The sequence below is a fragment of the Bordetella sp. 15P40C-2 genome (assembly GCF_009763235.1).
Lineage (GTDB): Bacteria > Pseudomonadota > Gammaproteobacteria > Burkholderiales > Burkholderiaceae_B > Bordetella_A.
The window spans coordinates 154231-180398 of sequence record NZ_WSJA01000042.1 but is presented as its reverse complement, the minus strand read 5'-3'; the positions used below and the strand labels follow the sequence as shown (position 1 = coordinate 180398).

General features: G+C 59.9%; 21 protein-coding genes. 11 read left to right on the top strand and 10 right to left on the bottom strand.

The window, feature by feature from the left end:
• Nucleotides 1–23: 23 nt before the first annotated feature.
• From GOQ25_RS17025 to GOQ25_RS17015, 3 genes are read right to left on the bottom strand one after another with little or no spacing between them, the layout of a single operon-like run.
• Nucleotides 24–1019, bottom strand: a complete 996-nt coding sequence (locus GOQ25_RS17025; RefSeq protein WP_236844622.1) for a lysylphosphatidylglycerol synthase domain-containing protein — start codon at nt 1017–1019, stop codon at nt 24–26.
• Between the two features lie 10 nt (nt 1020–1029).
• The gene (gene clsB, locus GOQ25_RS17020; RefSeq protein WP_160351664.1) at nt 1030–2226 is read right to left on the bottom strand and encodes a cardiolipin synthase ClsB; all 1197 of its coding nucleotides are present in this window, start codon (nt 2224–2226) and stop codon (nt 1030–1032) included.
• The gene (locus GOQ25_RS17015; RefSeq protein ID WP_160351663.1) at nt 2223–2990 is read right to left on the bottom strand and encodes an endonuclease/exonuclease/phosphatase family protein; all 768 of its coding nucleotides are present in this window, start codon (nt 2988–2990) and stop codon (nt 2223–2225) included. The genes clsB and GOQ25_RS17015 overlap by 4 nt, the downstream gene beginning before the upstream one ends.
• Nucleotides 2991–3221: 231 nt before the next feature.
• Between GOQ25_RS17015 and GOQ25_RS17010 the strand changes: the two genes are divergently transcribed.
• Complete coding sequence (locus GOQ25_RS17010) at nt 3222–4991, top strand: thiamine pyrophosphate-requiring protein (protein WP_160351662.1); 1770 nt, start codon at nt 3222–3224, stop codon at nt 4989–4991.
• Between the two features lie 125 nt (nt 4992–5116).
• On the top strand, nt 5117–5434 hold the full coding sequence (locus GOQ25_RS17005; RefSeq protein WP_160351661.1) for a YqjD family protein: 318 nt from the start codon (nt 5117–5119) through the stop codon (nt 5432–5434).
• 289 nt (nt 5435–5723) lie between these two features.
• Here the strand turns inward: GOQ25_RS17005 and GOQ25_RS17000 are convergent, their stop codons facing one another.
• Together GOQ25_RS17000 and GOQ25_RS16995 are read right to left on the bottom strand one after the other, a co-directional pair.
• The gene (locus GOQ25_RS17000; RefSeq protein ID WP_160351660.1) at nt 5724–6227 is read right to left on the bottom strand and encodes a ferritin-like domain-containing protein; all 504 of its coding nucleotides are present in this window, start codon (nt 6225–6227) and stop codon (nt 5724–5726) included.
• A gap of 99 nt (nt 6228–6326) precedes the next feature.
• Entirely contained in the window at nt 6327–7310 is a 984-nt protein-coding gene (locus GOQ25_RS16995; RefSeq protein WP_160351771.1) for a site-specific integrase, read from the bottom strand.
• A gap of 248 nt (nt 7311–7558) precedes the next feature.
• Here GOQ25_RS16995 and GOQ25_RS16990 point away from each other — a divergent pair, with 248 nt between their 5' ends.
• The 4 genes from GOQ25_RS16990 (at nt 7559) to GOQ25_RS19425 (ending at nt 12522) form a co-directional block, all read left to right on the top strand.
• Nucleotides 7559–8626, top strand: a complete 1068-nt coding sequence (locus GOQ25_RS16990) for a DNA-binding protein (protein WP_160351659.1) — start codon at nt 7559–7561, stop codon at nt 8624–8626.
• Between the two features lie 100 nt (nt 8627–8726).
• Entirely contained in the window at nt 8727–10439 is a 1713-nt protein-coding gene (locus GOQ25_RS16985) for an NYN domain-containing protein (RefSeq protein WP_202109517.1), read from the top strand.
• Nucleotides 10440–10590: 151 nt separating this feature from the next.
• Complete coding sequence (locus GOQ25_RS16980; protein ID WP_160351658.1) at nt 10591–11073, top strand: hypothetical protein; 483 nt, start codon at nt 10591–10593, stop codon at nt 11071–11073.
• Between the two features lie 1272 nt (nt 11074–12345).
• A complete protein-coding gene (locus tag GOQ25_RS19425; RefSeq protein WP_202109516.1) occupies nt 12346–12522 on the top strand; it encodes a hypothetical protein in 177 nt (58 codons plus the stop codon).
• 111 nt (nt 12523–12633) lie between these two features.
• Here the strand turns inward: GOQ25_RS19425 and GOQ25_RS16975 are convergent, their stop codons facing one another.
• Complete coding sequence (locus GOQ25_RS16975) at nt 12634–13491, bottom strand: c-type cytochrome (RefSeq protein ID WP_160351657.1); 858 nt, start codon at nt 13489–13491, stop codon at nt 12634–12636.
• Between the two features lie 20 nt (nt 13492–13511).
• Complete coding sequence (locus tag GOQ25_RS19620; RefSeq protein WP_236844621.1) at nt 13512–13802, bottom strand: cytochrome c family protein; 291 nt, start codon at nt 13800–13802, stop codon at nt 13512–13514.
• Nucleotides 13803–14036: 234 nt separating this feature from the next.
• Here GOQ25_RS19620 and coxB point away from each other — a divergent pair, with 234 nt between their 5' ends.
• The 3 genes from coxB (at nt 14037) to GOQ25_RS16955 (ending at nt 18619) form a co-directional block, all read left to right on the top strand.
• On the top strand, nt 14037–15029 hold the full coding sequence (gene coxB, locus GOQ25_RS16965) for a cytochrome c oxidase subunit II (protein WP_236844620.1): 993 nt from the start codon (nt 14037–14039) through the stop codon (nt 15027–15029).
• Nucleotides 15026–17578: a cbb3-type cytochrome c oxidase subunit I gene (locus GOQ25_RS16960; protein ID WP_160351655.1), complete on the top strand. Its 2553-nt coding sequence runs from the start codon at nt 15026–15028 to the stop codon at nt 17576–17578. The genes coxB and GOQ25_RS16960 overlap by 4 nt, the downstream gene beginning before the upstream one ends.
• A 357-nt stretch (nt 17579–17935) precedes the next feature.
• A complete protein-coding gene (locus GOQ25_RS16955; protein ID WP_236844619.1) occupies nt 17936–18619 on the top strand; it encodes a glutathione S-transferase family protein in 684 nt (227 codons plus the stop codon).
• 132 nt (nt 18620–18751) lie between these two features.
• On the opposite strand, the gene GOQ25_RS16950 is transcribed toward GOQ25_RS16955, so the two are convergent.
• From GOQ25_RS16950 to GOQ25_RS16940, 3 genes are all read right to left on the bottom strand, one after another.
• Complete coding sequence (locus GOQ25_RS16950) at nt 18752–19171, bottom strand: hypothetical protein (RefSeq protein WP_160351654.1); 420 nt, start codon at nt 19169–19171, stop codon at nt 18752–18754.
• A 156-nt stretch (nt 19172–19327) separates the two neighbouring features.
• Nucleotides 19328–19660, bottom strand: a complete 333-nt coding sequence (locus GOQ25_RS16945) for a hypothetical protein (protein WP_160351653.1) — start codon at nt 19658–19660, stop codon at nt 19328–19330.
• Between the two features lie 348 nt (nt 19661–20008).
• The gene (locus tag GOQ25_RS16940; protein ID WP_160351652.1) at nt 20009–22237 is read right to left on the bottom strand and encodes an NADP-dependent isocitrate dehydrogenase; all 2229 of its coding nucleotides are present in this window, start codon (nt 22235–22237) and stop codon (nt 20009–20011) included.
• A 359-nt stretch (nt 22238–22596) separates the two neighbouring features.
• Here GOQ25_RS16940 and GOQ25_RS16935 point away from each other — a divergent pair, with 359 nt between their 5' ends.
• Nucleotides 22597–23553, top strand: a complete 957-nt coding sequence (locus GOQ25_RS16935) for a Ku protein (RefSeq protein WP_160351651.1) — start codon at nt 22597–22599, stop codon at nt 23551–23553.
• Nucleotides 23554–23555: 2 nt separating this feature from the next.
• A complete protein-coding gene (gene ligD, locus GOQ25_RS16930; RefSeq protein WP_160351650.1) occupies nt 23556–26114 on the top strand; it encodes a DNA ligase D in 2559 nt (852 codons plus the stop codon).
• The last annotated feature ends 54 nt before the right edge of the window (nt 26115–26168 follow it).

Here is a 26168-nt window from a genome sequence, read left to right as displayed (position 1 = left end):
AGCAAGGCCTATGCCTGTTTAGATCAGCCGACAGCGCGACGCGATCGGGCCTTCTGAGCGCTCCATTTCATTTCGAGCACCCCATAGGCAATCAAGGCGATGACCAGAGGAATGAGAAAATACACGGCGCGATAAACGAGCACGGCCGCGATCACTTCCGAGGCGGGCATGAATTTGCTCAACGCCGCCGCGGTGAGCGCTTCCGTGGTGCCCAGTCCTCCGGGTACGCGAACAATCAGGGCGGCGACGCTGCAGTACAGCAATACCCCCAGGACGGCGGCATACGGGATTTTGCCTTGCAACACCACATAAAAAACCAAGCCCATCAGACCCCATGACATGGCGGACGCGATACATTGTCCCGCCGCCATCTTCACCGTCGGCAGCACGACGCGCCAGCGCTTGATCGTCCAGGCGCGACCGGGATGACGCCAGCACGCCCAAACATAAAACGCGGATACCGCCAGGAGTATCGCGCCGACGACACGTAGCCCCGCCTGACCCCCAGGAGTACCGGCAGGCAAAGGCACAAGGCCACTAAGAAACACGGCGCCAGCCAACCACCCAAATCCCAGCCAGTTTGAAATCGCCGAAAACAGGGCTACCCGGGTCGGCACGGATTTGCGATAACCCAGGCGCAAATAAAAGCGCAACCGCGCGCCAAAGCCTCCGATGATCGTGCCCAGGTTGATGTTCAGCGCGTAGCTCAGCATCGCAAAACCCAGCACCTTACGGTTGGGCATGTCATGCTTGACATAGCGTTTGCCCAACAGGTCCATACTGGCATAGGCGAAATAGGCCGCGACGGCGACGCCCAGCGCGAGTGCGATGAGGCTTTTGGGCATCTCGCGCACGGCGCGCCGGACGTCCGGCCAGTCCACATCGCGTGCCAAGAAATAAAGCAGCCCCACTACGACAGCCAGCAGGCATAGAGCCAGTCCACGCCGCACTAACCGGCGCGTCCGTTTGGGCAGCTGTGACCAGCGTCGCCCGACATTGTTCATCGTGAGTGCTTGCATGGAGAGTCCTTTATTCTTGTACTGTTTCTTGCACGGTCTCGACGGGCATGGGCTTGACGCGCTGCAGTTTCGGCTTGTGGGCCGGCAGACTGCCTACCCAGGCGGGGAACCGCCTGAGAATGTGAAAGACCACCACGCCCACCCACATGCGTCGTAGCCGGCGCGTCGCCATCGCGGCGCGGGGAATCAACGAGCAGTCTTCCTGCATCAACCGGTCGACGCGCTGCCGTAACGCGGTATTGAGTTTGCGATCCCGCACCACCACATTCGCCTCAAGGTTCAAGGCCAAGCTGAACGGATCGAGGTTGCTCGATCCGACAGTTACCCAGTCGTCATCGAAGCAGGCGACTTTCGCGTGCAGCGGGCGGCGGCAATACTCATAGATTTCCACCCCGGAGTCGATCAAGTAGTCGTAAAGCATGGTGGCCGCGAACCGCGCGATGCGCATGTCCGGCTCGCCTTGTAAAACGAGGCGCACACGCACCCCCCGGCGAGCGGCTTTGGCCAATTCGCGCAACAATCGATAGCCGGGGAAGAAATAGGCATTGGCGATCAGCACATCGCTACGCGCGCCACGCAAGCAGGTGCGATACATCCGCTCGATATCCTTGCGATGCTTTTGGTTATCGCGCACGACCAGCCGTCCGGCTCCGTCTTCCGTCGGCAGGGGACCCAGCCCGCGCGCGATAGGCAGGCGTTTGCCCTGTACCGTGGCGCGCATAAAGGCCGCAATGTTTTGACTTAAGGGCCCGCGAATGCGGACCGCATAATCCTGCTTGGCTTGGTCTCCATATTCGACCAAATGGTCTTCGGAAAAATTAATTCCTCCAACGAACGATAGCTCGTCATCGATGACCACCAGCTTGCGATGCATGCGGCGAAACAGATGCACGCGCATGCCCATCAACCGTGGCCGGGGATCGAATACGTGAACACGTACGCCCACCCCGACAAGCTCGTCGATGAACTCTTTCGTCAGCGGGTCGCTGCCATAACCATCGATCAAGATCACGACCTTCAGACCGCGCTGCGCCGCGGCAACCAGCTTTTTCTGCAGCGACCGTCCGACAGGGTCGTCATAGAGAATGAACGTCTCTAGAAGTACTTCGCGCTGCGCCTGGTCGATTGCGGCCTCGACAGCTGGATAAAAGGCGTTGCCATTTTCAAGCAGATCAAATGTGTTTCCTGTGTACCAACCTGTATTCATAACGAGATCTCCGCAGTCAGCGGAACATGGTCCGAGAGCCGGGCCCAGACGCGCGAGGTCTGGGGCTCCGGGCGCGAGGCACGCACGCCTCGCACGTAAATCCGATCTAGACGCAATACCGGGCAGATGGCGGGGTACGACCGGGCAGGGCGGCCATAGTGCATCGTGAACACCTCGCGGACATGGCAGCGAGCCAGCGCGCGGTCGGCGCGTTTGCGCCAATCGTTGAAGTCGCCCGCGATCACCAGCGGCTCGTCTTTGGGGACATGCAGCTGGGTGAGTTCGCACAGCTGCTTGAGCTGCCGCTGACGATGGTCTTCGCGCAGTCCCAGATGGACGCAGACCGCGTGCAGGGGCTGCTGCAATTCCGGTGGACGCAAGACGCAGTGCAGGACGCCGCGAGGCTCTTTGCCCGAGACGCTGACGTCGTGGTTGTTCCAACTCTCAATTGGGTAGCGCGAAAGAATCGCGTTGCCGTGATGACCCTCCGGATAAACGGCATTGCGTCCGTAAGCGAAATCCGACCACAGCGTATCAGCCAGGTATTCATATTGTGATTGCGCGGGCCAGTCAGGCAATCTGCCCGCGTGCCCTTCGTGCGCGCCGACAATCTCTTGCAGAAACACAACGTCCGGCGATGCTTCGCGCAGGGCCTCTCTGAGGTCGTGCAACATGAACCGCCGATTGAAACTGGTAAACCCCTTGTGCGTGTTGACTGTCAGCAGCCTCAGTGTGAAACCGCTGGCGTCGCGCTGTGGTTGCATGCTGTCTCCTGGTTTGATCGCGCACCATGCAGAGCAAGCTGCGTGCCCGGAGGAAACGAGGCCAATATGTGGGGTGGAACGCCGTGGCTGGCTTGTACCGGGCAAATGTCCGGGCCAGCCCGCAACCTGTCGCCCGCCGCATCCATTCGGGGCGGAGGCCGCGCATAGCGCTTCCCTAGGTACACAAGTTGCGGCCCCTGAACATCTCGCAATTCGCTCATGGGGGCTCAGATGGCTAAAACCGTAGCAGATTTCGTGCTGGACAGACTGGCGGAGTGGGGGATTCAACGAATCTTCGGCTACCCGGGTGATGGCATCAATGGACTCATGGGCGCGTTCGAACGCGGCGATCACGGCATCCGCTTTATCCAGTCGCGCCATGAGGAGGAGTCGGCCTTCATGGCATGCGGCCATGCCAAATATACGGGGCAAGTCGGTGTGTGCCTGGCCACCTCCGGGCCGGGCGCGATCCACTTATTGAACGGACTCTACGACGCCAAACTGGACCATCAGCCAGTGGTAGCTATTGTGGGGCAGCAGGCACGGGCGAGTCTGGGTGGCGATTATCAGCAGGAAGTCGATCTGACCGCCTTATTTAAAGACGTCGCGCGCGATTTCGTGCAAGTCATGACCACTGCGGAGCAGGCGCGGCATCTTATCGACCGCGCCATGCGCATTGCGCTTGAGCAGCGTGCGGTCACGTGCATCGTGATTCCCAACGACGTGCAGGACTTGCCGGCGGTGCCGGCTCCCCCGCACAAAAAAGGCATGATGCACACGGGCATTGGGGCGATCTCGCACTCGCATGTGCCGAACGAGGACGCCTTGCACAACGCGGCGGCCGTGCTCAATCGCGGCAAAAAAGTTGCGATCCTCGCCGGCGCAGGCGCGCTGGGCGCATCGGACGAGCTGGCCGCGGTGGCGCAACGCCTGGGCGCCGGCGTGGCAAAAGCCCTCTTGGGCAAGGCAGCCCTGTCTGACAATTTGCCGTACGTCACGGGCAGCATCGGCCTGTTGGGCACCGTACCCAGCTGGCGCTTGATGCAAGACTGCGACACCTTGCTGCTTGTCGGTACAACTTTTCCATACACGGAATTTTTACCTCCAGAAGGGCAGGCCGCTGGCGTTCAGATTGACCGGGACGGCCGCTCGATCGGCCTGCGGTATCCGGTGGAGGTCGGACTAGTCGGTGATGCGAAGCAAACCTTGGCCGCATTGCTGCCGTTGCTGAAACAACAAACCGACCTGGACTGGCGCCACGGCATCGAGAAAGAAGTCGCCCACTGGCGGGAGGTTGTCACGGCGCGCGCGCAGACGCGGGGCGATCGCATCAACCCGCAGTTGCCATTCATGGAATTATCCAAACGGCTGCCGGAGAACTGCATCGTCTCCTGCGACTCCGGCTCGGCAACCAATTGGTATGCGCGGGATGTGGATGTGCGTCCCGGCATGCTGGGCTCCGTCTCGGGCGGACTAGCGACCATGGGCTGCGCCGTGCCATACGCGTTGGCAGGCAAGCTAGCGTATCCGCAGCGACCCGCCGTAGCCTTGGTGGGCGATGGTGCGATGCAAATGAACGGAATCAACGTATTGATCACCGTGTCGTCGCGTTGGCGAGACTGGGATGACCCCCGATTCGTTGTGCTCGTTGTCAATAACGGCGATCTCAACCTCGTGACTTGGGAACAGCGCATCATGGGCGGCGACCCGCGCTTTGCGGATTCTCAGTGTCTGCCGGACTTTTCCTATGCGGAGTATGCGAAGCTGCTGGGGCTGGAGGGTATCCGTGTCACCGATACGGATCAGGTCGCGGCTGCGCTGGATCGCGCCTTTGCCGTTGATCGACCGGCTTTGGTCGAAGTCGTGTCTGATCCCGAAATTCCGCCATTGCCTCCACACATCACGCCCAAGCAGTTCAGCGCGTATATCAAGGCATTGAGGAAGGATGCCGCCGGTGGGGCCGCGTTGCGCGCCACGCTCAAACAATGGTGGGCTGGTTAGTCGGGAAGCTTTTCCCGTGGCGAAACTCGCGAGCCGGGGAAGCGGTGTTCGCGGCCGGGCACGCAGCTTGCGGCCTCGTGGCGCGCACCGCATTTTGCGCGTGTCGCGACAACGCTGGAGGCTATATGCACAGACACCACGACAAAGACCACGAGGGCACATTGAGCAGGCTGGTGCAATCCACGGAAGAATTGCTGCGCCGTACCGCCTCGGTGGGCGGCGCCGAGATCGAGGCCAAACGCGACAGCCTCAAGCGGCATTGGAACGAAGTCAGCTCAAGCGCGTCCGATTGGCAGGAAGCCGCGGGCACGGGCTTACGAAATCTGTCGCGCGCCGCTGACAAGTGCGCGCATCGGCATGCGTGGGAATCGATCGGTATCGCTGCGCTCGTCGGCGCGGTGGTCACCGCCTGCCTGCTCACGCGGAATAAGCGTCGGTATTGAGATGAGGTGTGGCCCGGCTGCTTGCACCCGGCGTAACGGCAGTGGGCGTAAGGACGCGATGGCAGGCTGAACTGTCGGCCCCGGGCCAGCTCATATTACGGTGATATAAAAAAGCCCAGACTCGCTAGTTGGAGTCTGGGCTTCTTCTTCTGCAGAGGAGATAGTCGTTTGGATGAGGATTGCACGGATTCCGCTCGGACTTTCTACTCTGCATAGCGAACAGCCGGCTAGCGCATAGGCAAACCGGCTAGGCTCTGCCGATCATCGAATAGATGACCAGCCCCTCTTTTTATTTGGCCGCCTGCTTGACCGCCTTCGCGTTGGTCTGGCTCAACGCCAGCATGCTCAGTTTTTCATCTGTGGCTTTCTCTTCCGCCATCGTTTCTTTCAGCAGTTTGGCGGCTTCTTTTTGACCCAACTGCTCGGCCATCACGCAAAGCGTGCCATAGCTGGCGATTTCGTAATGCTCGACTTTTTGTGCAGCAGCAATCAGCGCGGCGTCGCGCACCGGGCCTTTTTCCACTTCATCGATTACCTCTTTTCCTTCCTCGACCAGGCCTTCCATGGCCGCGCATTTAATGCGCTTCAAACGGAAGCCGGTCAGCTCCACCACTTGATCAATACGTTCGATCTGACCCTGGGTTTCTTCCAGGTGCATGGTAAAGGCCTCGGCCAGTTTGGGATCTTCCGCAGCGCGGGCCAGCTTCGGCAGCGCCTTGGTCAGTTGCTTTTCAGCACTGTAAATGTCCGAAAGCTCGTGAATAAACAGATCTTCTACGGTTTTTACGCTCATGTGGTTCTCCCTATAAAGTGCCACACCATCGCGGCGCCTCACCAGGGTAAGCAAGTCGCGTGCCGTTGGACGCGCGGGCTTGCCATCTATCGCACATGACTATTCTTCATCGAGCAGATATCCCGCCTTGGACGATAGCGCGGCACCGGCTCGGTGATAGCCAACCACGCTGGCCACACTGGCATGATTCGTCATCGCCATGATTTCGCCAAGTGGTCTGCCTTGGCGCCCAGCTTCGGTGACAAAGCCTGATCGCAGGCTATGCGCGGTGTAGTCGCCCTCCAGCCCCGCCAACGCCGCCCGCGCCTTGACGATGCGACGCACGGCCTCGGCGCTTAAGCCTTCGCCAATCAATCCGCCACGACGCACGCGCCGGAATATTGGTCCGCTGGTAATGCCCGAAGCAGCAAGCCACGCCTCCAATGCCGCCGCGGCCTTGCCCACGACGGGCTTGTAGCTGTCCGCGCGTTCTGCTCCTTCTTGATTGGTTTTTGAATAGCCGAGCGTGTACAGAAATCCCTCTGGCACCCGGCGCGTGTTCTCGATGGTCGCGCGCACCACTTCGGAACGGCGGCGGCCGCCACTGGCCCAGGCGAATAGCAGCATGGCGCGGTCACGCAGCCCGATCAGCGAGTCGTCGCAGGTAGCGAGGATTTGTTCTAGAGGCGCTTTCGTCAGCGCATCCTTGCGGGCTGGCCGCAGGCCGCGTTTCGCGTATGCGGTGCGTACTCGATCCAACAACGTCTGTACCGCGCGATGACGGCAGGGGTTCGGCAGTTGTTGCGTCTCGTGTGCTTCGGAAAGGACGGCGAGGCGATGCCGGACAGTGGCCAGCTTGAAAGGGCCGAGTTTCTGTTTGACCTTCGCTCGAACCAGCGCCGCGTCTACCTCGGGCGGCAGGTCGTGTTGCAAGCCGTCGGGGCCCATGTGCTCTACATGGTCAGCAATGAACTGGAGCACGGTGTTGACCGGTACGGGTAGCTGCATAGGTCCGCCCATGCGCAGCGCATGCCACGACATCCAGTACTGAATGGCTGACCGATAAGAGGCGAGGGTGTTGTCTGAACTTCCCTCGCGCAGCAGCGCTCGGATCGAGGCCTCGCTGGGACCAAGATCCTTATAAAGAACCGCCGGCTCCGGATTTTTCCCGGGCGATAGAAGGCCAAAAGTAGGGTTTTTGTTCATACATAGCAGGACAAGTTCGCTATATGTATTATAAAATACATAAGACGTAATAAATATAACGAACTTCGTGTTTTAGATCGGATAACTTTTAATTATCCGCCCTAAACCTCTAGTTCACCACCGCAACGAGAATCTGGAAAGTCACCATGGCCATAGGCGTTCAGCAATCAGATGTGTGGGAAGCGGCCGACGCGCTGCTCAAAGCCGGCGAGCAGCCCACCATCGAACGGGTGCGACTGCATATGGGTCGTGGCTCGCCAAATACCGTGGGCCCGCATTTAAAGGCCTGGTTTCGCACGCTTGGCGAGCGACTGACCGGCGCGCCGACATCCATCTCTGCACCCATCCCAGACAGCATCGCGCAGGCCGCGCAGCATTTCTGGGATTTGGCCATGAACGAAGCGCGTACCCAATGGCAGGAGGCGATTGCTCAAGAACGTGAGGCACTCTCCAAGGAACGAGAGGCGCTGGCTAATGAGCAAGCCCATTTGGCAGCGGAGCAAAAACGGCTCGAGCAGCGTGAAACCGACCTGAAGGCCGCCATTTACAGCGCGCGCGAACAAGCCGCCGCTGCGCAGGATCGTGCGCAGGCCTTGGCGGCTCAGTTGTCCCAAAGCGAAGCCAGAGCTCAGGCGCTAGAGACACGCTTGACCGAAGCCGCTGACCGCGAGCGCGCGCTGCAAGAACAACTGCACCAGCTACAAGGCCGCCATCGAGACGAGTTACGTGCGGCCGAGGAACGCCATGCCAGCCATGAGCGCCGTTGGTTGACCGACTTGGACGCGCAGCGCCAGACCGCCCGCAAACTCCAGGACGAGCTCGAAGAGGCGCGCAAGCTGGCGTCGCAGCGCGAGGAGGAGCATGCCGCCGCACTCGCCCAAGCCGCCGATTCCCACCGCCAGAGCGAGGCGCAGCTGCACGAATCGCGTCAAGACTTGGCCCGCGCGCGACAGCAAATCACCGCACAAGAGAACACGCTCAAAGCGTTGGAAGCGCAACAGGCGCGCACAGAACTCGCCGCCGCTACGATTCAGCAGAATCTGCAGGAGAGGCTCGCCGAGCTTAACCAGCGCGTGGCGGAGCAGGGCGAACAGATGCGTGTTAAAGACCAACAGATCGCCGCGCAAACCGATGCGCTGAGCCGGCTGCAGTTGCAACTGTTAGACGCGTTGCAAGCTTTGCAGCACAAACCGGCGGAAAAAGCGGCTGAATAGTCATGGCCGCCCTGGCGTTCTCCAGCCGGCATTGCTCACACGTGTCAAAATAGCGCCTATATACCTCAGCAGTCCGTCATGAGGTGCACTTGGAGATCTCATGGGCAATTCCAGCGAACACGTCAGCATGGCGTTATTTTGCGATTTCGAAAACGTGGCGCTCGGTGTGCGCGACACGAAATATCAAAAATTCGATATTCGCCCTGTGCTGGAGCGACTGCTACTCAAGGGCAGCATCGTCGTCAAGAAAGCGTATTGCGACTGGGAACGCTATAAAGATTTCAAGGCGCCTATGCACGAGGCGAACTTTGAGCTGATCGAGATTCCGCATGTACGCCAGTCCGGCAAAAATTCCGCCGATATCCGCTTGGTCGTGGACGCCCTGGATTTTTGCTACACCAAATCGCACGTCAACACCTTTGTCATCATCAGTGGCGACTCGGATTTTTCTCCGCTGGTGTCCAAACTGCGCGAGAACAATAAAACCGTCATCGGCGTGGGCGTAAAGCAATCCACCTCGGATCTGCTGGTCGCCAACTGCGACGAGTTTATTTTCTACGACGATCTGGCTCGCGAAATGCAGCGCGCCAGCGAATCGCGACGCGACAATCGCGGCTCCGCCAATTCGGGTCAGCGCCGCAGCCCGGACGAAGAGCGCGTGCGCAAGGAAGAGTTGGAACACCGCAAGACACAGGCGGTGGAAATGGTCGCTGAAACGTTCGAGGCGCTCATGGGCGAGCGTGGCGACAGCGGAAAAATCTGGGCCTCCGTGCTCAAAGATGCGCTCAAACGCCGCAGACCGGACTTCAACGAGGCTTACTACGGTTTTCGTGCATTCGGCAATCTGCTCGAGGAAGCCCAGTCTCGCGGGCTGCTCGAAGTCGGCCGGGCTGAAAATTCGAGTACGTATGTGACCCGCAATGGGTCGCCTTCGACCGAGGAATCGGGCGGGGACTCGGCGGCTGTAACGGCGCAGGGAGGCCGAGACAATCATTCACGTCAAGAATCCCGGCGCGGTGCGGGCCGCAGGTCTGGGACGTCTGGCGGGGAAACCAGGGAAGCGCGGGCTCCAGAACGCGTGCCAGTCGATCAGTTTGACGGCCCGGTCGCGATTCCCGCGCCGATCGACGAAGCCGCCTCTAATGCAACGGTCGAAGCTACCACAGATCAACGCTCGGAAAGTCCGGAAGGCTCGGAGACCCCACGCAAGTCAAGTTCACGGGGTCGGCGCCGTTCGCGAAACGATGCATCGGGACGGTCGGCGGTAGTGGACGAGCGTTCTGACGCCTTGGCAGGGGCAACCGCGTCGGATTCCGTTGACTCTTCAGATGGAGTTGGAGCCGTGGATCGTGTCGGAACCGCACCCCATGGAACCCCCGCACCCGCTCCAATGGAAATCCCGTCCACCGCTGCCGCACCGGTACCACCCACGGTATCCGGATCTCCCCGCGCTTCCGCAGCGCTGCCCCCAGCGGCATCTGGCTCTCCCGGCTCTGCCGCCCCAAGCTTGATTCCAGTGGCTGCGCCTACCGTGATGGGTTCGATTGCGAGCACGCGTAATCCCGACGCACTGTCCAACGAGTCCGCCGCACCTGCCGCCCCGACGAAGAACCCGCGCGCACGTAAGCGTGCGTCGGCATCCACGAAAGTAGCGCGTAGTGCGGCGCAGGACAGCATACCTACGACGTCGTCTGTTCCGGAAACGGAGGCCAGTGAAGCGCCATCCGCGCCCGCCAAGCGTGCCAGCAAAACGGCGCGCAAAACCGCCACCCGCACCCGTCGAAAAAAGGAAGAAGGCGAAGAGAGCGCTTGAGCGCTACCAGGGCGCGACACGCCTCTCTTTCATACGCGATTGGACGAGCGGCCGGGTATGTTGCTCGCGCCGGCACGCGGAGCAGTCGCGATAGGTACGCGCCTTGCTACGGCGCAGGCTCCGTATTTGCTTTGCGTTAAGGAACCTACCCATGCCCACCGTACCTATCGCCGCTTTCTGGGATCGCGAGGCGGCTGTCCAAGCCGTGCAGTTGGCGCGGCCGATGCTTGAGAATTCCCTATCGATCAAAAGCGTGGGTGAAAGCGGATTTCTGCACGTGGTGATCATGAACCCGCTTGCCACGCCCGCCGATTGTGATTTCGCCAATGCGATCCTCTATGAAGAAAGCATTGGTAATCCGGAGGAATGGGATGCGGACTATGGCGCTTACGCACGCGGCAAGGCGCGATTGAGTTGGCGTACTGGGCTGTCCAGCCACGAGATCTTGGCCCTGAAACCGCATCTTTTACATGCCAAGGACGCGCCAGTCTGGGGCAGTGTCTGCCAGGATGGAATCGTGGTGGGCGTCAGTGGCGCAAACCCGTGGTTCGACGAGGCCTTTGCGCGTGCCGTCGCAGCGTTATTCAAGGCCGTAGTGCAAGGGCGATGCGACGAGGAGTTTCGGGATCGTTAGAAAGCTGAGCCCCCGGCGGATGACGCGTCCCTCGCATTGCGAGCGACGCGTGTTTGTTGATCACTATTGGACACGTTGCTTCAACTTGAATCGACGCCCACTCTCGTGCTCACAAAGCCTGCCTTCCAGCGAGAAAAGTAAGACAAGGCATCCCCAGGTTCCCATAGTCTGCGATCCCCGGACGCATGCAACAGCGGTCATGACAATGCCTGCCACTAGGATAATGAAGTCTAACCGACGATTTGATATCCCGAGAAACGTCAGGCTGGGGTCATCCCAAACTTTTATCAAGCTCATCCAGACCTGTATCACAGTAGTGGCGCAGGCCCACCTTAGAATCGCTGAGATCACAGGTTTTACCGCTGCATGGCTGCTAAACGGTAGTAGGGCGACGATGACAAACCCGCCGATTGCATAGGCAATGAGCCGTTCCCGATAGACAAAGATAAAGTCCCTCGGACTGCTCATTGATCTTCCTCCTGAGATGATTCGGCGACAACGTAAATGATCAACGGCGGTCGCGTAAAGCATGACCGAGGCGATTGCACCCCTCATCGATGGATGCGTTGACAGCGGCCCCGGCGCGCGGGTTTCTAGATAACGCACCGACGGTCGCGCCAACGCCTGCAGCGATCATATGGCAGCCCAAACCCACACCTGAGTTCTGACGCCATACCGATTCGCCATCACGATTTCTCAAGTGAATGTCAGTGGAGCTGTCGGGCTGGCGAACGAAATCAAAATGTTATCCCGCGCCATTATTCAGCCCGGGGGGGGCGAAGTATTGCTGTAACTCTCCCCCGGTGGCATTGTTCAGTTCAGAAGTGCTGACCGCACGCATACGTTTTCTCTGCAAGTTGAAGTCGAATGGCATAACTGGCTTAAGATTTGACGTGATGACCTCGGCGCTCAGTCGCCCCTAGGCCCCTCAAGGCCCCTCAAGGCGGCGTCGATCGGAAACTTTGCCTTTAGATCATTGTCCCCATTGACTCTAGGGCAATGCCGAAAGTTGCGTCAGAATGCCCGACGTTTTGGGAAAGAATAAGACGAAGTTAGCCGGAAACAGTGGCACCAACTCGTGGTTCGACGAGGCCTTTGCACGTGCCATCGCAGCGTTATTCAAGGCCGTAGTGCAAGGGCGATGCGATGAGGAGTTTCGGGATCGTTAACGCGATTTCCTCCGAACATCCTATTCCCCCGCTCGTACCGCTTTCCTCATGCTCGGGCACGGCAGTTGCCGTCTCGTTAGGGCCTACACTCGGAGGAAGCATCATGAAAGAACCGCAGAGCAAACCCGCGCCCACTTCGGACGACACGCCTCGCGAACAGCAGGCGAGTCACAACGACAATCAGAACCGAAGCAAGAAAGACGGCCACACTTCGCAGATCGGAACCGGCCAGGACCAGCAGAGCCAACGCCAACGTGGCGGCGGCGCACGTCGCGGTTAGTCGGCATTAAAGCGCTGAGGCTTGTGTCAGGCGTCGTTTCCGTCACAGGAACGGCGCCTTTATCTTTTCCGCGCCCAACCAGTGTGAGTCATGGTATGAGTCAGACCGCGTTCAATCGGCCGACTTCAGCGACATCAAATATTCGGCCATATCATGCGCGTCTTGCTCGGTAACGTGCAGATTCGGCATGGCGGTACCGGGCTTGATCTTCTCCGGCTCGCGCAACCACCGCTGCATGTTGGGTAAGGTGTTGGGTAGCGTTCCCGCGATATAGGCGCGGTCGGCCATTCCCTCCAGCGAGGGCCCGACGTGTAGCCTCGGTCCGGTGCCCCCGGGGACGATATGACATGTCAGACACAGGTACTGCTGGATCGCGCGCACCCCCGCTTCGTCTTCCGCTGTTCTACCTGCCGTGTTCGACGCAGACGTAGCGTCCGCCAGTGTCCACTCGGGAGTTTGGTTGACTGTGCTTTGATACGCCATAGGGGAAAGATCCGGCAGCGTACGCATAAACGCCACGACATCCCAGATGCGCTCGTCGCTCAGGCGATATCGCCATGCCGGCATGCCGGTCATCTTGATGCCTTCACGAATCATCCAGAAAATCTCATTCGCTGGCCTTTCCCGCGCGCTTGCCACCAGGGGCGGGGGGGCCGGATTGAGCCCCATGGCAAAGGGCTGCGGCGCCACGCCCGGCGCGCCATGACATTGCACGCAATGGGCTTCGTAAATCTGCAGCCCGCGCTTCGCCCGGCCCGGCTCGGCCAAATCCGGTATCTCGATGGCTGCGGCCCGGGCGGATACGGACCGATCCAGCGCATAACCCACCACGCGATAAATAGGCGCCGTATGACTATGCGTCGCGCTGACGTCATACCAGCCGTTGCGGATCGCCACCACGCCGACGGCCGCCGCTGTCACCGCGAGGGCGGCGAGGCTGCCGAGTAGGACGAGCTTGCATCGACTCATGATGTCGCGCCTCCATCGGGTCAGGGCAGGGTGAGGAGATAAGCCGTTATGTGTTCCGCCTCCTCGCTCGTCAGTCCGACATTCGGCATTGCCGTTTCGGGATTCATGGCGGGCGGATCCTGCAACCAGCGTACCAGGGTCTCGACATTATTCGGCCATCGCCCCGCGACATAGGCTTGTTGACGCAGGCCGTCCAGCGGGGGACCCACGAAGGACACCGGGGCGCGCACACCCGGTACGACGTGGCAGGCTACGCAGCCTTTCTCGACGATGAGCGTCCGTCCACGGCTGGGGTCGGCCCGAGTGAGCAAGTCAGCTGTCGCCTTTTCGCCACCCTGAGATGGCCCCGACGGGTCGCACCCGGCCAGGCTGGCCAGGACGACAACGACTGAGCAAGGGTAAAGAGTGAAGGTCGATCGGTGCAATGGGACGAATCTCCTCGTTGCGACGGCAGTGCAAATTCCGTGCCTTTCGAGCCGGGGCACGTGAGTTGCTGACGTAATCGTTTGCTTCATTACCCCGTTGTTGCCAACGCTCAGGTATCCATGCTCCGCATCCCATATGCGCCTTTGCTTCCTGTCGTCTTGCTACACCTCGCAGGGGGCCGGCGCGCGCAGGCCGAGGTGAGTTCCGCGCCTGTCACGCCGACACCATCGTCGGGGCAGATGACGGATCTGAATTTTCTGTTGTTCACTGGTGGCGCCGTGATCTTTGTCGCAGTGGCGTGCGTGGTCGTGCTGGCTATCTGGGGGCCACCGCGTTTTCGCGCGGGCTTGGCGCGCCCTGTGTTGATCGTGGGGGCAGGCATTGTGTTTCCCCTCGCGGTGCTGACTGGGCTGCTGCTGTATTCCTTCAATCTGACATCGTCCGAGGCGTCGGAACAACCGGCGGTGCGTATTCACGTGGTGGGCGAACTTTGGTGGTGGCGCGTGAGCTACCTCGATGCAGAGGGCGGCGTGCTGTTTGACACCGCGAACGAAATCCATATCCCGACGGGGAAATCCGTCGAGATCGTGCTGACCTCGGATAACGTCATCCATAGCTTTTGGGTGCCGGAATTGACGGGCAAGCTCGACATGATCCCAGGCCATACCAACCGCCTGCGTATCCGCGCGCAAGCGCCCGGCGTCTACCGTGGACAGTGTGCCGAATATTGTGGCGCTCAGCATACGAAGATGGCGTTCATGGTCCAGGCCGTGGCGCCAGAGGCGTTCGACGATTGGGTACGCCAGCAGAGGCGACCGGCAGCGGTCGCTGACGGCCAGCTACGTACAGGCGCGCAGCTATTCCAGCAGGCTTGTTCGCGTTGCCATACTGTGCGGGGTACCGAGGCCCGCGGGACTTCGGGGCCGGATCTCACACATGTTGGCGGGCGACTGACGCTGGGCGCCGGGGTGTTGCGCAATAACTTGGGGGCCATGGCCGGCTGGATCGCGGGCAACCAGGATCTGAAGCCGGGCAACCCCATGCCCGCTTTTCGTGATTGGTCCGGGGTCGAGCTGCTGGCCGTGGCCCGCTATATGGATAGCCTGAAGTGACGAATGATCATCTCAGTGTTCATGCGCAGTCGGCGCTACCGAATCCGCTGCCGCGACCCGAGGGAGAAGAGGCGGCCGTGGAACGCGTCTGGCAGCGCCCGAGCGGGTTCCGCGCCCTGACGGTCGTCAATAACACCTATATCGGTATCTTGTACATCGCGACCGCGCTGTTGTTCTTCCTGCTGGCCGGGATATTGGCGCTGATGATGCGCACGCAGCTAGCCGTACCGGACAACCCGCTGATTAGCCACGACCTGTATAACCAGCTCTTTACCATGCACGGCACGGTAATGATGTTTCTGTTCGCCGTGCCGGCCGTCGAGGCCGTGGCCGTGCTGCTGTTGCCCAATATGCTGGGTGCCCGCGACCTGCCTTTTCCGAGGCTGTCGGCCTATGCGTATTGGGCGTACGCCGTGGGCGGCATTGTTTTTTTCTGCAGTTTGTTTGCGCGGCTGGCGCCCGATGGGGGATGGTTCATGTATCCGCCGCTGACCAGCACCGAGTACTCGCCCGCCTTGAACGCGGATCTGTGGTTGCTTGGCATAGGCTTTATCGAGATCTCCGCCATTGCCGGGGCGATTGAGTTGGCAGTGGGGATCTTGCGCACGCGTGCACCGGGGATGTCGCTGGATAAGATGCCGGTCTTCGCGTGGGTGATGCTGATATTCAGCGGCATGGTGATCGTGGCGTTTCCGGCCGTGATCGTGGCGACGGCGCTATTGGAATTGGAACGCGCCTTCGATATGCCGTTCTTTATCGTGGACCGTGGCGGGGACCCGCTGCTATGGCAGCATCTATTCTGGTTTTTCGGGCATCCGGAGGTGTACATCATCTTTCTGCCAGCCGCGGGCATGGTGTCGATGATCGTTCCCGCCATGACGGGCACGCCATTGATCGGCTACCGCTATGTGGTGATGGCGATCATCGGGACCGCGTTTCTTAGCTTTGGCCTGTGGGTGCATCATATGTTCGCCACGGGGATTCCGCCGTTGTCATCGAGCTTCGCGTCGGCGGCCAGCATGGCGGTGTCGGTGCCTACCGCGATACAGGTATTCGCGTGGATCGCGACGATTGCCGCGGCCGTACGCCTGCGGCCCATCAAGACGCCCATGCTGTTTATCCTGGGCTTCTTTTTTATCTTCACGCTCGGTGGTTTGACGGGCGTGATGGTGGCGGTCATTCCTTTCGATTTACAGGCCCACGATACCTACTTTGTTGTCGCCCACCTGCACTATGTGCTTTTTGGCGGGATGGTGTTTCCGCTCTTCGCGGCGTTTTACTACTGGACGCCGCTCATGAGTCGCCGCGCACTGTCCGAACGTCTGGGGCGGTGGGCGTTCTGGTTAATGTTTGTCGGCTTTAATGTGACGTTTTTTCCCTTGCATGCGGTGGGATTGGCGGGAATGCCGCGACGGGTCTATACCTATGCGGAAAGCCAGGGTTGGGGCGCCTTGAATCTGGTGTCGACCATGGGCGCTTACCTAATTGCCTGTGGGGTGCTCGTCTTTCTGTGGGATTTGGCGCGGAATTTCCGTCCCGACAGTGTGCGTACCGCGGGCAATGTCTGGCAAGCGGGTACGCTGGAATGGCTGCCCAGCGGTGACTTTGGCCTGCGCAGCATTCCCGTGGTGGTAAGTCGCGAGCCCTTGTGGGATCAGCCGGGACTTGCCGAGAACGTGGCGGCCGGTAGGTATTACTTGCCCGATGCGCCGGGGAATGTGCGGTCCACGCTGGTTACCAGTGCGGTGGATGCGCGCCCGGAGTATGTGCTGCCATTGCCGGGGCCGGGGTGGTCTCCTTTGTTGGCGGCACTAGGGACGGCGGGTTTTTTCCTGTTGCTCACTTTCAAACTCTTTATTCCTGCCGGCGCTTGCGGCGTCTTAGCGATCGTGGCGATCTGGTACTGGCTATGGCAGTCCGATGCCGGCCCGGAGATAGCGACGGTGGATATTGGCGGCGGCCTGTGCGTGCCCTGGCGCGGATCGGGACTCCGCTCGCACGCCAGCTGGGCCATGGCGATGTTGCTTGTGGTCTGCGTCAGTATTTTCGGCGCGTTGGTGTTCGCGTATTTCTTTCTGTGGCTCGCGTCGTCCGGCGAATCGTGGGGGGCGCAGACGCCGAGCAGCGGTAATGGTGTCTGGCTGATCAGCGCTGGTCTGATGCTGGGGGCCAGCATATTGCTGATCAGACCCGGCCGCTCGCTGGTACACCATCGACCCTGGGCTTTGCGTGGACGGATGTTGCTGGGCATCTGTGTACTGCTTGCGGCAAGCGCCTTCGAACTCGTGCAGCATTGGCAAACCGGATTGCGGCCGCAACGGGGGGCGTATGATGCCGTCGTCTACGCCGTGGCGGGCCATCAAGCGTTTTTCGCGATCATCGTGGCGATCATGGGCGTGTTCACCTTGGCGCGTAGCATGGCCAATAAGCTGAATCTCCAACACCAGTCTTGCCTTCAGGCGACGCAGACGATGTGGCACTACACGGTAGTTCAAGGGTTGGTGGGCCTTGTGCTTGTGCATCAGTTTCCGCGTCTGGTGGGAGGCTGAGTATGCGATCCCGTTCTAGCGTGGAAATGGTCTATCTATTCGCCGGGCCGGTGATCTGGGCTGTGCATTTCTTCCTTATATATGGAACAAACGCCTTGTTGTGCGCACGTGTGCCCTGGCTGGCGAAATTGATTTGGCTCGGCCAGCCGGCATCGACGTGGATCACCCTCGCAACCAGTGTGCTGGGATGCGCGGCATTGGTATGGCTGATTCTGCGTGCGCCGAGACGGGGCTTTCCTGGTGGGCGGTCCAGCTTCTTAACTACGGTTGGCAGGACTCTCTGCGGTTTGTCCCTCGTGGCGGTAATATGGCAGACACTACCTGTATTGCTCGTATCGGCATGCGGGTGAGCCCACTATGCGGTCCGCGAGACGCGCACTGACCCTGGAGAAATACGCGCAGATGAAGCTCTACTATTTTCCCGGCAACGCCAGCATGACCCCGCACTGTTTGCTCGAAGAAATCGGCGAGCCTTTTGAATTATCGCTGGTCGATCGTACGACGAATGCGCATAAAGCACCGGAGTATCTGAAGCTGAATCCGAATGGAGTGATCCCCGCGTTGGTCGATGGCGATCTTGTGCTGTACGAAACCGCCGCCATCGCGCTGTATCTGGCGGATAAGTATCCCGAGAAACAGCTAGCACCCGCGCTGGGCACGGCAGAGCGTGCGCAGTGCTACAAATGGTTGATGTGGTGCACCAACACTTTCCAAAGCACGATCCTGATGTACTACTACCCGGATCGCTGGGTCGATGCTGGAAACACGGAGGGCGCTGCCCAAGTCAAAGCCCATGCGGAAGCCAAGATCAATGGCCTGGTTGACCAGATCGAGGCGCATTTAAGCACTACGAACGACCCGTGGTTCTTGGGATCGCAGTTTTCTATCCTTGACCCGTACGTCATGATGCTTTGCCGCTGGACAAGAGTGTTCAAGCGGCCGGCTCGCGACTTGCCGCATATTGGAGCGTATCTGGACCGCGTGTTGGCTCGTCCGGCCGTGCAGCGCGCGCTGCGCAACGAAGGTCTGCAGGCCCCATGAGTGTAGGCGTAGGCACGAAGATGAAATGAAACTGGCCTCGATATCCGTTCACGGCAGGGATCCATCCCTGCGCACCGGCTTTATCGTGTCGCTCCGGCTATAGCACTTTGAGGCCGTTTCGATGAGCGCGTCTCAAATGGAATCTTCGTCCTCGCGCGCCTGTTTAGCCCGGTACCTGCGCCAACTCTCGCGCTCGGTGATTCTGACCTCCAGTGCAAACGCTAGCAATATGAACCCCCATGTCCCGAGGCCGTACGCGCGACGCCACGAGGCTACGCTGATTAAAACGCAACCGCCTACAACTAAAACAGCTTGAACTACGCGGTTTGGAATGCCCATAAAGCTCGTGATGGGGTCTTTCCAAATTTGTGTGAAATGTGCCCAGACATGGTTGGTGGCGCTTACCAATATCCACGATGAAATTGCCGGCATGGCTGTCAGAATTACTGGCGCAACGTGGGTATATGGCAACGAAAAATAGATGATCGCGCCCACTGCGTAGGCAATCAGTCTTTCCCGGTAGGCGACCCGCGTGTCGCGGGGAGGACTCAAGGCAGTGCTCCTTTCAGATTTTTCGCGGGGAAGTTGATACAAACGCGATAGTTGCTCATGTCTCGAAGTCAACGAATCGTTCGGTCGGGCCAGTCAGGGGGCAGTCGTTTAGCAGCCGCCATGACTTGCATAAACGGTGTGTCCGATCCTGGCAACTTAACGGTTGGCGCGTGATGAATGACCGCGCGCGTTGCAACTGTGCCCAGCGGCGAATCCCGCGACTCCGCCCGCGATTGGATTGCCACTGAATATTGTGGTGGCCGTTCCTACACCGGTACCCACCATATAACAGCCCAGAGCGACACCGGAGTTCTTTGTCAGAATCGTGTTGCCGGATTGATCTTTCACATAAAAATCGGTTGATCCGTCACGGTTGCCGTGAGCTCCTATACTGAACCGAGGTTCGCGGTGACGCTCCCGGTGCTCAAAGTATTGCTGTAACTCACCTCCAGCCACGATGGATAGCTGCGACATGCGAATCGACTTCATAAGTTTTCCTTAAGAAAGTGGAGCAACGACGACACCTATAAAGGGGAGGAACGGAAGGAAATCTCGGGAACTTCATACATGCATGGATATAAAATTCAGCGCACTGATCCGCGATGTCGAGCCCCTGCAGGTCTCCGGTTCACACTATAGGTTTGGCGCAGCTCTGCGATTACATCAGGTCGGATACGTAGGAAAAATCGGACCGTTCGGACAACGAGCCATACAAAAAAAGGCCTGAATCCGGTTCACACCGGGTTCAGGCCTTATTGACTTTCATTACTGTATAAGCAGGACGGTTGGACACTGACCCGCTTGATGGAGCGCTTTAGCGCCCCTCAATCACCCAACTCAGGCGATCGAACCCACCAACTGATTCAGCGTGGCGCTCGGGCGCATGGCTGCGCTGGCCTTGGCTTCTTCGGGCTGGTAGTAGCCGCCGATGTCGACGGGCTTGCCTTGCGCGGCTTTCAGTTCGTCCAGGATCTTCGTCTCGGACTCGGCAAAAGCGGCGGCGACACCCTGGAATTGCTTGGCCAGTTCGGCGTCGTCGGTTTGCGCGGCCAAGGCTTCTGCCCAGTACATGGCCAGGTAGAAGTGGCTGCCACGGTTATCCAAACCGCCGACCTTGCGCTCGGGCGACTTGTTGTTGTCGAGGAACTTCGACGTGGCTTGGTCGAGCGTCTTGGCCAACACGCTGGCACGGGCGTTGTTGTACGCACGGCCCAGGTGTGCCAGGGACTCCGCCAAGGCCAGGAATTCGCCCAGCGAATCCCAGCGCAGGAAGCCTTCTTCGACGAACTGTTGCACGTGCTTCGGAGCCGAACCGCCGGCGCCAGTTTCGAACAGCTGGCCACCGACCATCAGCGGCACGATCGACAGCATCTTGGCGCTGGTGCCCAGTTCCATGATGGGGAACAGGTCGGTCAGGTAGTCGCGCAGCACGTTGCCGGTCACCGAGATGGTGTCCTTGCCGGCGCGGATGCGGTCCAACGAGAATTTCGTGGCTTTGACCGGATCGAAGATGTGCAGTTCGAGACCGTTGGTGTCGTGGTCGGCCAGGTACTTCTTGACCTTGGCGATCAGCTGAGCGTCGTGGGCGCGGTTTTCGTCGAGCCAGAAGACGGCCGGCGTGTTGGTCAGGCGGGCGCGGGTGACGGCGAGCTTGACCCAGTCCTGCACCGCGGCGTCCTTGGTCTGGCACATGCGCCAGATGTCGCCGGTCTGCACGGGCTGCTCGAGCAGCACGTTGCCAGCGGCGTCGGTCACACGAACCACACCGTCGGTCGGGATGATGAAGGTCTTGTTGTGCGAACCGTATTCTTCGGCCGCCTGAGCCATCAGGCCAACGTTCGGCACGCTGCCCATGGTGACGGGATCGAAGGCGCCATTGGCCTTGCAGTCGTCGATCACGGCCTGGTAGACACCGGCGTAGCAGCGATCGGGGATCACGGCCTTGGCGTCTTGCAGCTGGCCGGCGGCGTTCCACATCTTGCCCGAGTCACGGATCATGGCGGGCATGGAGGCGTCGACAATCACGTCGCTTGGCACGTGCAGGTTGGTGATGCCCTTGTCGGAGTTCACCATGGCCAGCGCGGGCAGTTCCTTGTAGGCGGCGTCGATGTCAGCCTTGATCGCGGCTTGTTGCTCGGCGGGCAGGGCGCCGATCTTGGCGTACAGGTCGCCGATACCGTTGTTGGGATCGAAGCCGACTTGCTTGAGAGCGTCGGCGTGGCGGGCCAGCACGTCTTCGTAGAACACGGACACGACGTGGCCGAAGATCACCGGGTCGGAGACCTTCATCATGGTGGCCTTCAGGTGCACCGAGAACAGCACGCCCTGGGCTTTCGCGTCAGCGATTTGGGCCTTCAGGAAGCTGCGAAGCTTGGCGGCCGACAGCACGGCGGCGTCGATGATTTCGCCAGCCTTGACCGGGGTCTTGTCTTTCAGAACCGTCTTGGTGCCGTCGTTGGCGGTCAGTTCGATCTTCAGATCGCCGGCTTCAGCGACCGTGGTGGACTTTTCGCTGCCGTAGAAGTCACCGCCGTCCATCGAGGCGACGTGCGACTTGGAATCGGCCGACCAGGCGCCCATTTTGTGGGGGTGCTTGCGGGCGTAGTTCTTGACCGACAGCGGCGCGCGGCGGTCGGAGTTGCCTTCGCGCAGAACCGGGTTCACGGCGCTACCCTTGACCTTGTCGTAACGGGCCTTGATGTCGCGCTCGGCGTCGGTCTTGGGCTCGTCCGGATAGTCGGGCAGCTTGTAGCCCTTGGCTTGCAGTTCCTTGATAGCGGCCTTGAGCTGCGGCATCGAGGCGCTGATGTTCGGCAGCTTGATGATGTTGGCATCGGGCGTCACGCACATGGCGCCCAGCTCGGCGAGGGCGTCGCCAATGCGCTGGCTTTCGTCCAGGTAGTCGGGGAAGACGGCGATGATGCGTCCGGCCAGCGAAATATCGCGGGTCTCGACCGTGATGCCAGCCGATTTGGTAAACGACTGAATGATCGGCAGCAGCGAACGAGTAGCCAGTGCCGGGGCTTCGTCGGTGAGGGTATAGATAATCTTCGGAGTTTGAGCCATAGTCTTCGTAGTTGCCCGGGCGCTAGCGCAAATCCGGACTTGCTTAGCCGGACATCGTCGCCGATGTCAACGTAGGGTGGGTGAGTTGGCCGGCACGCGTGCCTGACCATCACGTCGGCGACCCTGCCTCTGTATTCGCACCGGGCCGGTGTCACCGTCATGGTGCGACCATTGTATCTTGCTGCCGGAGAAAATGGGGAACTCTTATAGAAGACTGAGCAATTTTTTGATTGGAGTCTTATATAAGACATGAATGCATGGTTGCGCGGCATGAGACTTGCTCGCAGCCTGTCTTGCCCCGGGGGACCTCCCTCGGGTCCATAAGAGGCTTAACAATAAACTGCCTGGGAGGAACGCTCATGGCCATGCGCACCATCTGGAAGGGGGCTATCACATTCGGTCTGGTCCACATCCCCGTCGGGTTGCATACCGCGACCACCGAATCCGGTGTTGATTTTGACTGGCTGGACAAGCGTTCGATGGACCCTGTCGGCTATAAGCGGATCAATAAACGCACGGGAAAGGAAATCGACTCGAAAAATATCGTCAAAGGCGTCGAGGTCGAGGACGGCCAATATGTGGTGGTGTCGCCAGAGGAAATTGCCGAGGCCTACCCCCGGACAACGCAAACCATTGAAATTCAACAGTTTGTCGAAGCCAGCGAAGTGTCGTTCGTGTATTTGGAACGACCCTATTATGTGGCGCCCATTAACAAGGGACATAAGGTCTACGCGCTATTGCGGGACACCCTCACCGATTCGGGAAAGATCGGGATTGCCAAGGTGGTGATTCAGACGAAACAACATTTGGCCGCCCTGATTCCCATGGGCGACGCTCTGGTGCTGAACTTGATGCGCTGGGGTGACGAGGTGAAATCCATGGATGGCCTGGATCTGCCCAAGGTCGGCGCCAAGAATATGTCGCCCAACGCGTCCGAACTGAAAATGGCCAAGATGCTGGTTAAAGAGATGTCGGCGGACTGGGATCCGATGCAGTATCAGGACGAGTTCAAGGCCGCGGTCATGGATCTAGTCGAGCAAAAGGTCAAGGCGGGCAAGACCGAGGTGGTGATCGAGCCTCAGGAAGAATCCCCCGCCTATACGGATAATGTGATCGATCTGACGGAGTTGCTGCAACGCAGTCTGCGAGGCGGGTCCAAGAAGTCGGATGGCGGCAAGTCTGAATCGAAATCGAGCTCGAAATCGACCAAAACCGCCAAGGCCGCCAAGAAAACCGCTGCTCGCAAGACCGCCAGCAAGAAAACCGCTACGAAGAAGGCGACGAAAACGGCGGCACGCGCACGTAAGGCGGCCTGACCATGGTGGACAGCCTGAAAAAATATCGCGAGAAGCGAAATTTCAATGTCACGCCGGAGCCGGCCGAAGGCGGCGAAGCCAACGAAGATCAACGCGCCTTTGTGATCCAAAAGCATTGGGCGCGGCGCCTGCACTACGATTTCCGGCTCGAACTCGACGGCGCGATGAAGAGCTGGGCCGTGCCCAAAGGCCCGTCCTATGACCCGTCGGTCAAGCGCATGGCCGTACAGGTCGAAGACCACCCCATCGCCTACAACAAATTCGAAGGCACTATCCCGAAAGGGGAGTACGGGGCGGGCGAGGTCATCATTTGGGATGAGGGTTCCTGGGTGCCCGTGGGCGATCCCCACCAGGGCTATCGGGACGGCCATCTGAAGTTCGACATGCACGGGTCCAAGATGCAAGGCCGCTGGGCGCTCGTACGGATGAAGACCAAGCGCGATGAGCGTCAACCGCCCTGGCTGCTGATCAAGGACCGGGATGAGTTTGCGCGGGATGCAGCCGATTTCAGTGTGGTGGACGAGCTGCCGGATAGCGTCGTGCCATTACGTAAGAAGAAATCCACCGAGGCCGCACCGCGTCGCTTGCCTGGTAAAGAGGCGCCGTTACCTGAGCAAATGAAACCTCAGTTGGCGACCTTGGTGGAAGGTATTCCGCCGGGCGTTCATGACTGGGTCTACGAGATGAAGTATGACGGCTACCGCATCCTGGCGCGGCTGGATCAAGGAGACGTCAAGCTATACACCCGTAACGGCCACGACTGGAGCGACAAGCTGCCGCATCTAGTCGAGCAGTTAAAGACCTTCGATATCGAAAACGCGTGGCTGGATGGCGAGATTGTGGTGCTCTCCAGCGAAGGCATTCCCAGCTTTCAGGCGCTGCAAAACGCGTTCGACGTTCGCCGCACGAAGGACATTGTCTACTACCTTTTCGATCTGCCCTACATCGCCGGGCGGGATATCCGCGACGAACCGCTGACCGTACGCCGCGATCTGCTCAAGCAGGTGCTGGAACGCTACGATTGTTCGCACTTGCGACTAAGCGAAGCCTTCGACCAGCCGATAGCCGACCTCGTTAGCTCTGCGTGCAAGCTGGGGCTCGAAGGCTTTATTGGCAAACGGCCTTCCGCGCCGTATGTCCAGCGCCGCTCGGACGACTGGGTCAAGCTCAAATGCGGCCGTCGGCAAGAGTTCGTGATCGTCGGGTTCACCGCGCCCAAGGGGGAACGCGTAGGCTTTGGCGCGCTGCTGTTGGCGGTGCACGAGCAAGACGGCAATTTGCGCTATGCAGGCAAAGTGGGCACGGGGTTCAACGATCAGCTGCTCCAGTCCCTGCACGCGCAATTAAGCGCCCGGGTGCAGGAAAACAGCGCAGTGACGGCGGGGCAGGTGCCCAGGGCACGCGACATTCAGTGGGTAAAACCCGATTTGGTCGCTGAAGTGTCCTTCGCGGAATGGACCAATGGCGGCCATGTTCGCCATGCCACGTTCAAGGGATTGCGTACCGACAAGAGCGCTACAGCCATTACGCGGGAGGACGCCGTCCCTGCCGACGAGCTGGAATCCGCCAAAAATACCAAGTCGAAAACTCGGAAGTCGCAATCCGGCACGAATCCCGACAGCAAGTCGTCCTCGAAGAAACGCGCCACAGTTTCCACCGAGGGGCGAGGGCGTGGCAAGGCGAGTCTGAAGCTCTCGAATCCAGGCAGAGTCATTGACCCATCGAGCGGGTTCACCAAGCTCGACCTGGCGCGTTACTACGCGCAGGTAGCGCCTCTGATGCTGGAGCATTTGAAGGGGCGTCCGGTGTCATTCGTGCGCGCGCCGGCGGGGATCACCGGCGAGCACTTTTTCCAGAAGCACTCCGAAACCGACATTCCCGGTGTGACGGCCTTGCCCAAGCGGCTGGATCCCGGCCACGCGTCGTTGATGGAGGTGGCCAGTGCTGAAGGCTTGCTGGCCGCCGCGCAGCTGAATGTGGTGGAGTTTCATACGTGGAACGGTGTCAAGACCGCCATCGCCAAGCCCGATAGGATGATTTTCGACCTCGATCCCGGCGAAGGGGTGGACTGGCCCGAGTTGCAACGCGGCGCGAGCCTGGTGCGGGTATTGCTCGAAGAGATCGGCCTGCAAAGCTGGCTCAAAACCAGCGGCGGAAAAGGGCTGCACGTGGTGGTGCCGGTGCGCCGTCAATACGACTGGGATACGGTAAAGGCGTTTTCCGCCGCGATCGTGCGCCATCTAGCGCGCACCCTGCCACAGCTGTTTGTCGCGAAAAGCGGCCCACGTAATCGGGTAGAGAAGATATTCGCGGATTATCTGCGAAATGGGTTTGGAGCGACCACGGTGGCTGCCTGGTCGGCGCGTGCGCGACCTGGCATGGGGGTTTCCGTGCCGGTGACCTGGGATGAGTTGGAAGCGCTGACCAGTTCGTCACAGTGGACGATCGCCAATATCGAGGAGCGCCTGGAGGTGGGCAATTCGCCCTGGGATGACTACACACCCCAAGGCCTGACGCAGGCAATGAAGAAAATGAAGTTCGATCCCTCGGCTCTGGGCTGACGCGCCATCGGGGCATATGACTTGCGGGAGGGGTGCTGAGAGATGGCTAAAGCG

Excerpts from the sequence above, each read along its gene's own strand:
- GOQ25_RS17025 (WP_236844622.1), bottom strand. The coding sequence starts at position 1,019 with ATGCAAGCACTCACGATGAACAATGTCGGGCGACGCTGGTCACAGCTG.
- clsB (WP_160351664.1), bottom strand. The coding sequence starts at position 2,226 with ATGAATACAGGTTGGTACACAGGAAACACATTTGATCTGCTTGAAAAT.
- GOQ25_RS17015 (WP_160351663.1), bottom strand. The coding sequence starts at position 2,990 with ATGCAACCACAGCGCGACGCCAGCGGTTTCACACTGAGGCTGCTGACA.
- GOQ25_RS17010 (WP_160351662.1), top strand. The coding sequence starts at position 3,222 with ATGGCTAAAACCGTAGCAGATTTCGTGCTGGACAGACTGGCGGAGTGG.
- GOQ25_RS17005 (WP_160351661.1), top strand. The coding sequence starts at position 5,117 with ATGCACAGACACCACGACAAAGACCACGAGGGCACATTGAGCAGGCTG.
- GOQ25_RS17000 (WP_160351660.1), bottom strand. The coding sequence starts at position 6,227 with ATGAGCGTAAAAACCGTAGAAGATCTGTTTATTCACGAGCTTTCGGAC.
- GOQ25_RS16990 (WP_160351659.1), top strand. The coding sequence starts at position 7,559 with ATGGCCATAGGCGTTCAGCAATCAGATGTGTGGGAAGCGGCCGACGCG.
- GOQ25_RS16985 (WP_202109517.1), top strand. The coding sequence starts at position 8,727 with ATGGGCAATTCCAGCGAACACGTCAGCATGGCGTTATTTTGCGATTTC.
- GOQ25_RS16980 (WP_160351658.1), top strand. The coding sequence starts at position 10,591 with ATGCCCACCGTACCTATCGCCGCTTTCTGGGATCGCGAGGCGGCTGTC.
- GOQ25_RS19425 (WP_202109516.1), top strand. The coding sequence starts at position 12,346 with ATGAAAGAACCGCAGAGCAAACCCGCGCCCACTTCGGACGACACGCCT.
- GOQ25_RS16975 (WP_160351657.1), bottom strand. The coding sequence starts at position 13,491 with ATGAGTCGATGCAAGCTCGTCCTACTCGGCAGCCTCGCCGCCCTCGCG.
- coxB (WP_236844620.1), top strand. The coding sequence starts at position 14,037 with ATGCTCCGCATCCCATATGCGCCTTTGCTTCCTGTCGTCTTGCTACAC.
- GOQ25_RS16955 (WP_236844619.1), top strand. The coding sequence starts at position 17,936 with ATGCGGTCCGCGAGACGCGCACTGACCCTGGAGAAATACGCGCAGATG.
- GOQ25_RS16945 (WP_160351653.1), bottom strand. The coding sequence starts at position 19,660 with ATGAAGTCGATTCGCATGTCGCAGCTATCCATCGTGGCTGGAGGTGAG.
- GOQ25_RS16940 (WP_160351652.1), bottom strand. The coding sequence starts at position 22,237 with ATGGCTCAAACTCCGAAGATTATCTATACCCTCACCGACGAAGCCCCG.
- GOQ25_RS16935 (WP_160351651.1), top strand. The coding sequence starts at position 22,597 with ATGGCCATGCGCACCATCTGGAAGGGGGCTATCACATTCGGTCTGGTC.
- ligD (WP_160351650.1), top strand. The coding sequence starts at position 23,556 with ATGGTGGACAGCCTGAAAAAATATCGCGAGAAGCGAAATTTCAATGTC.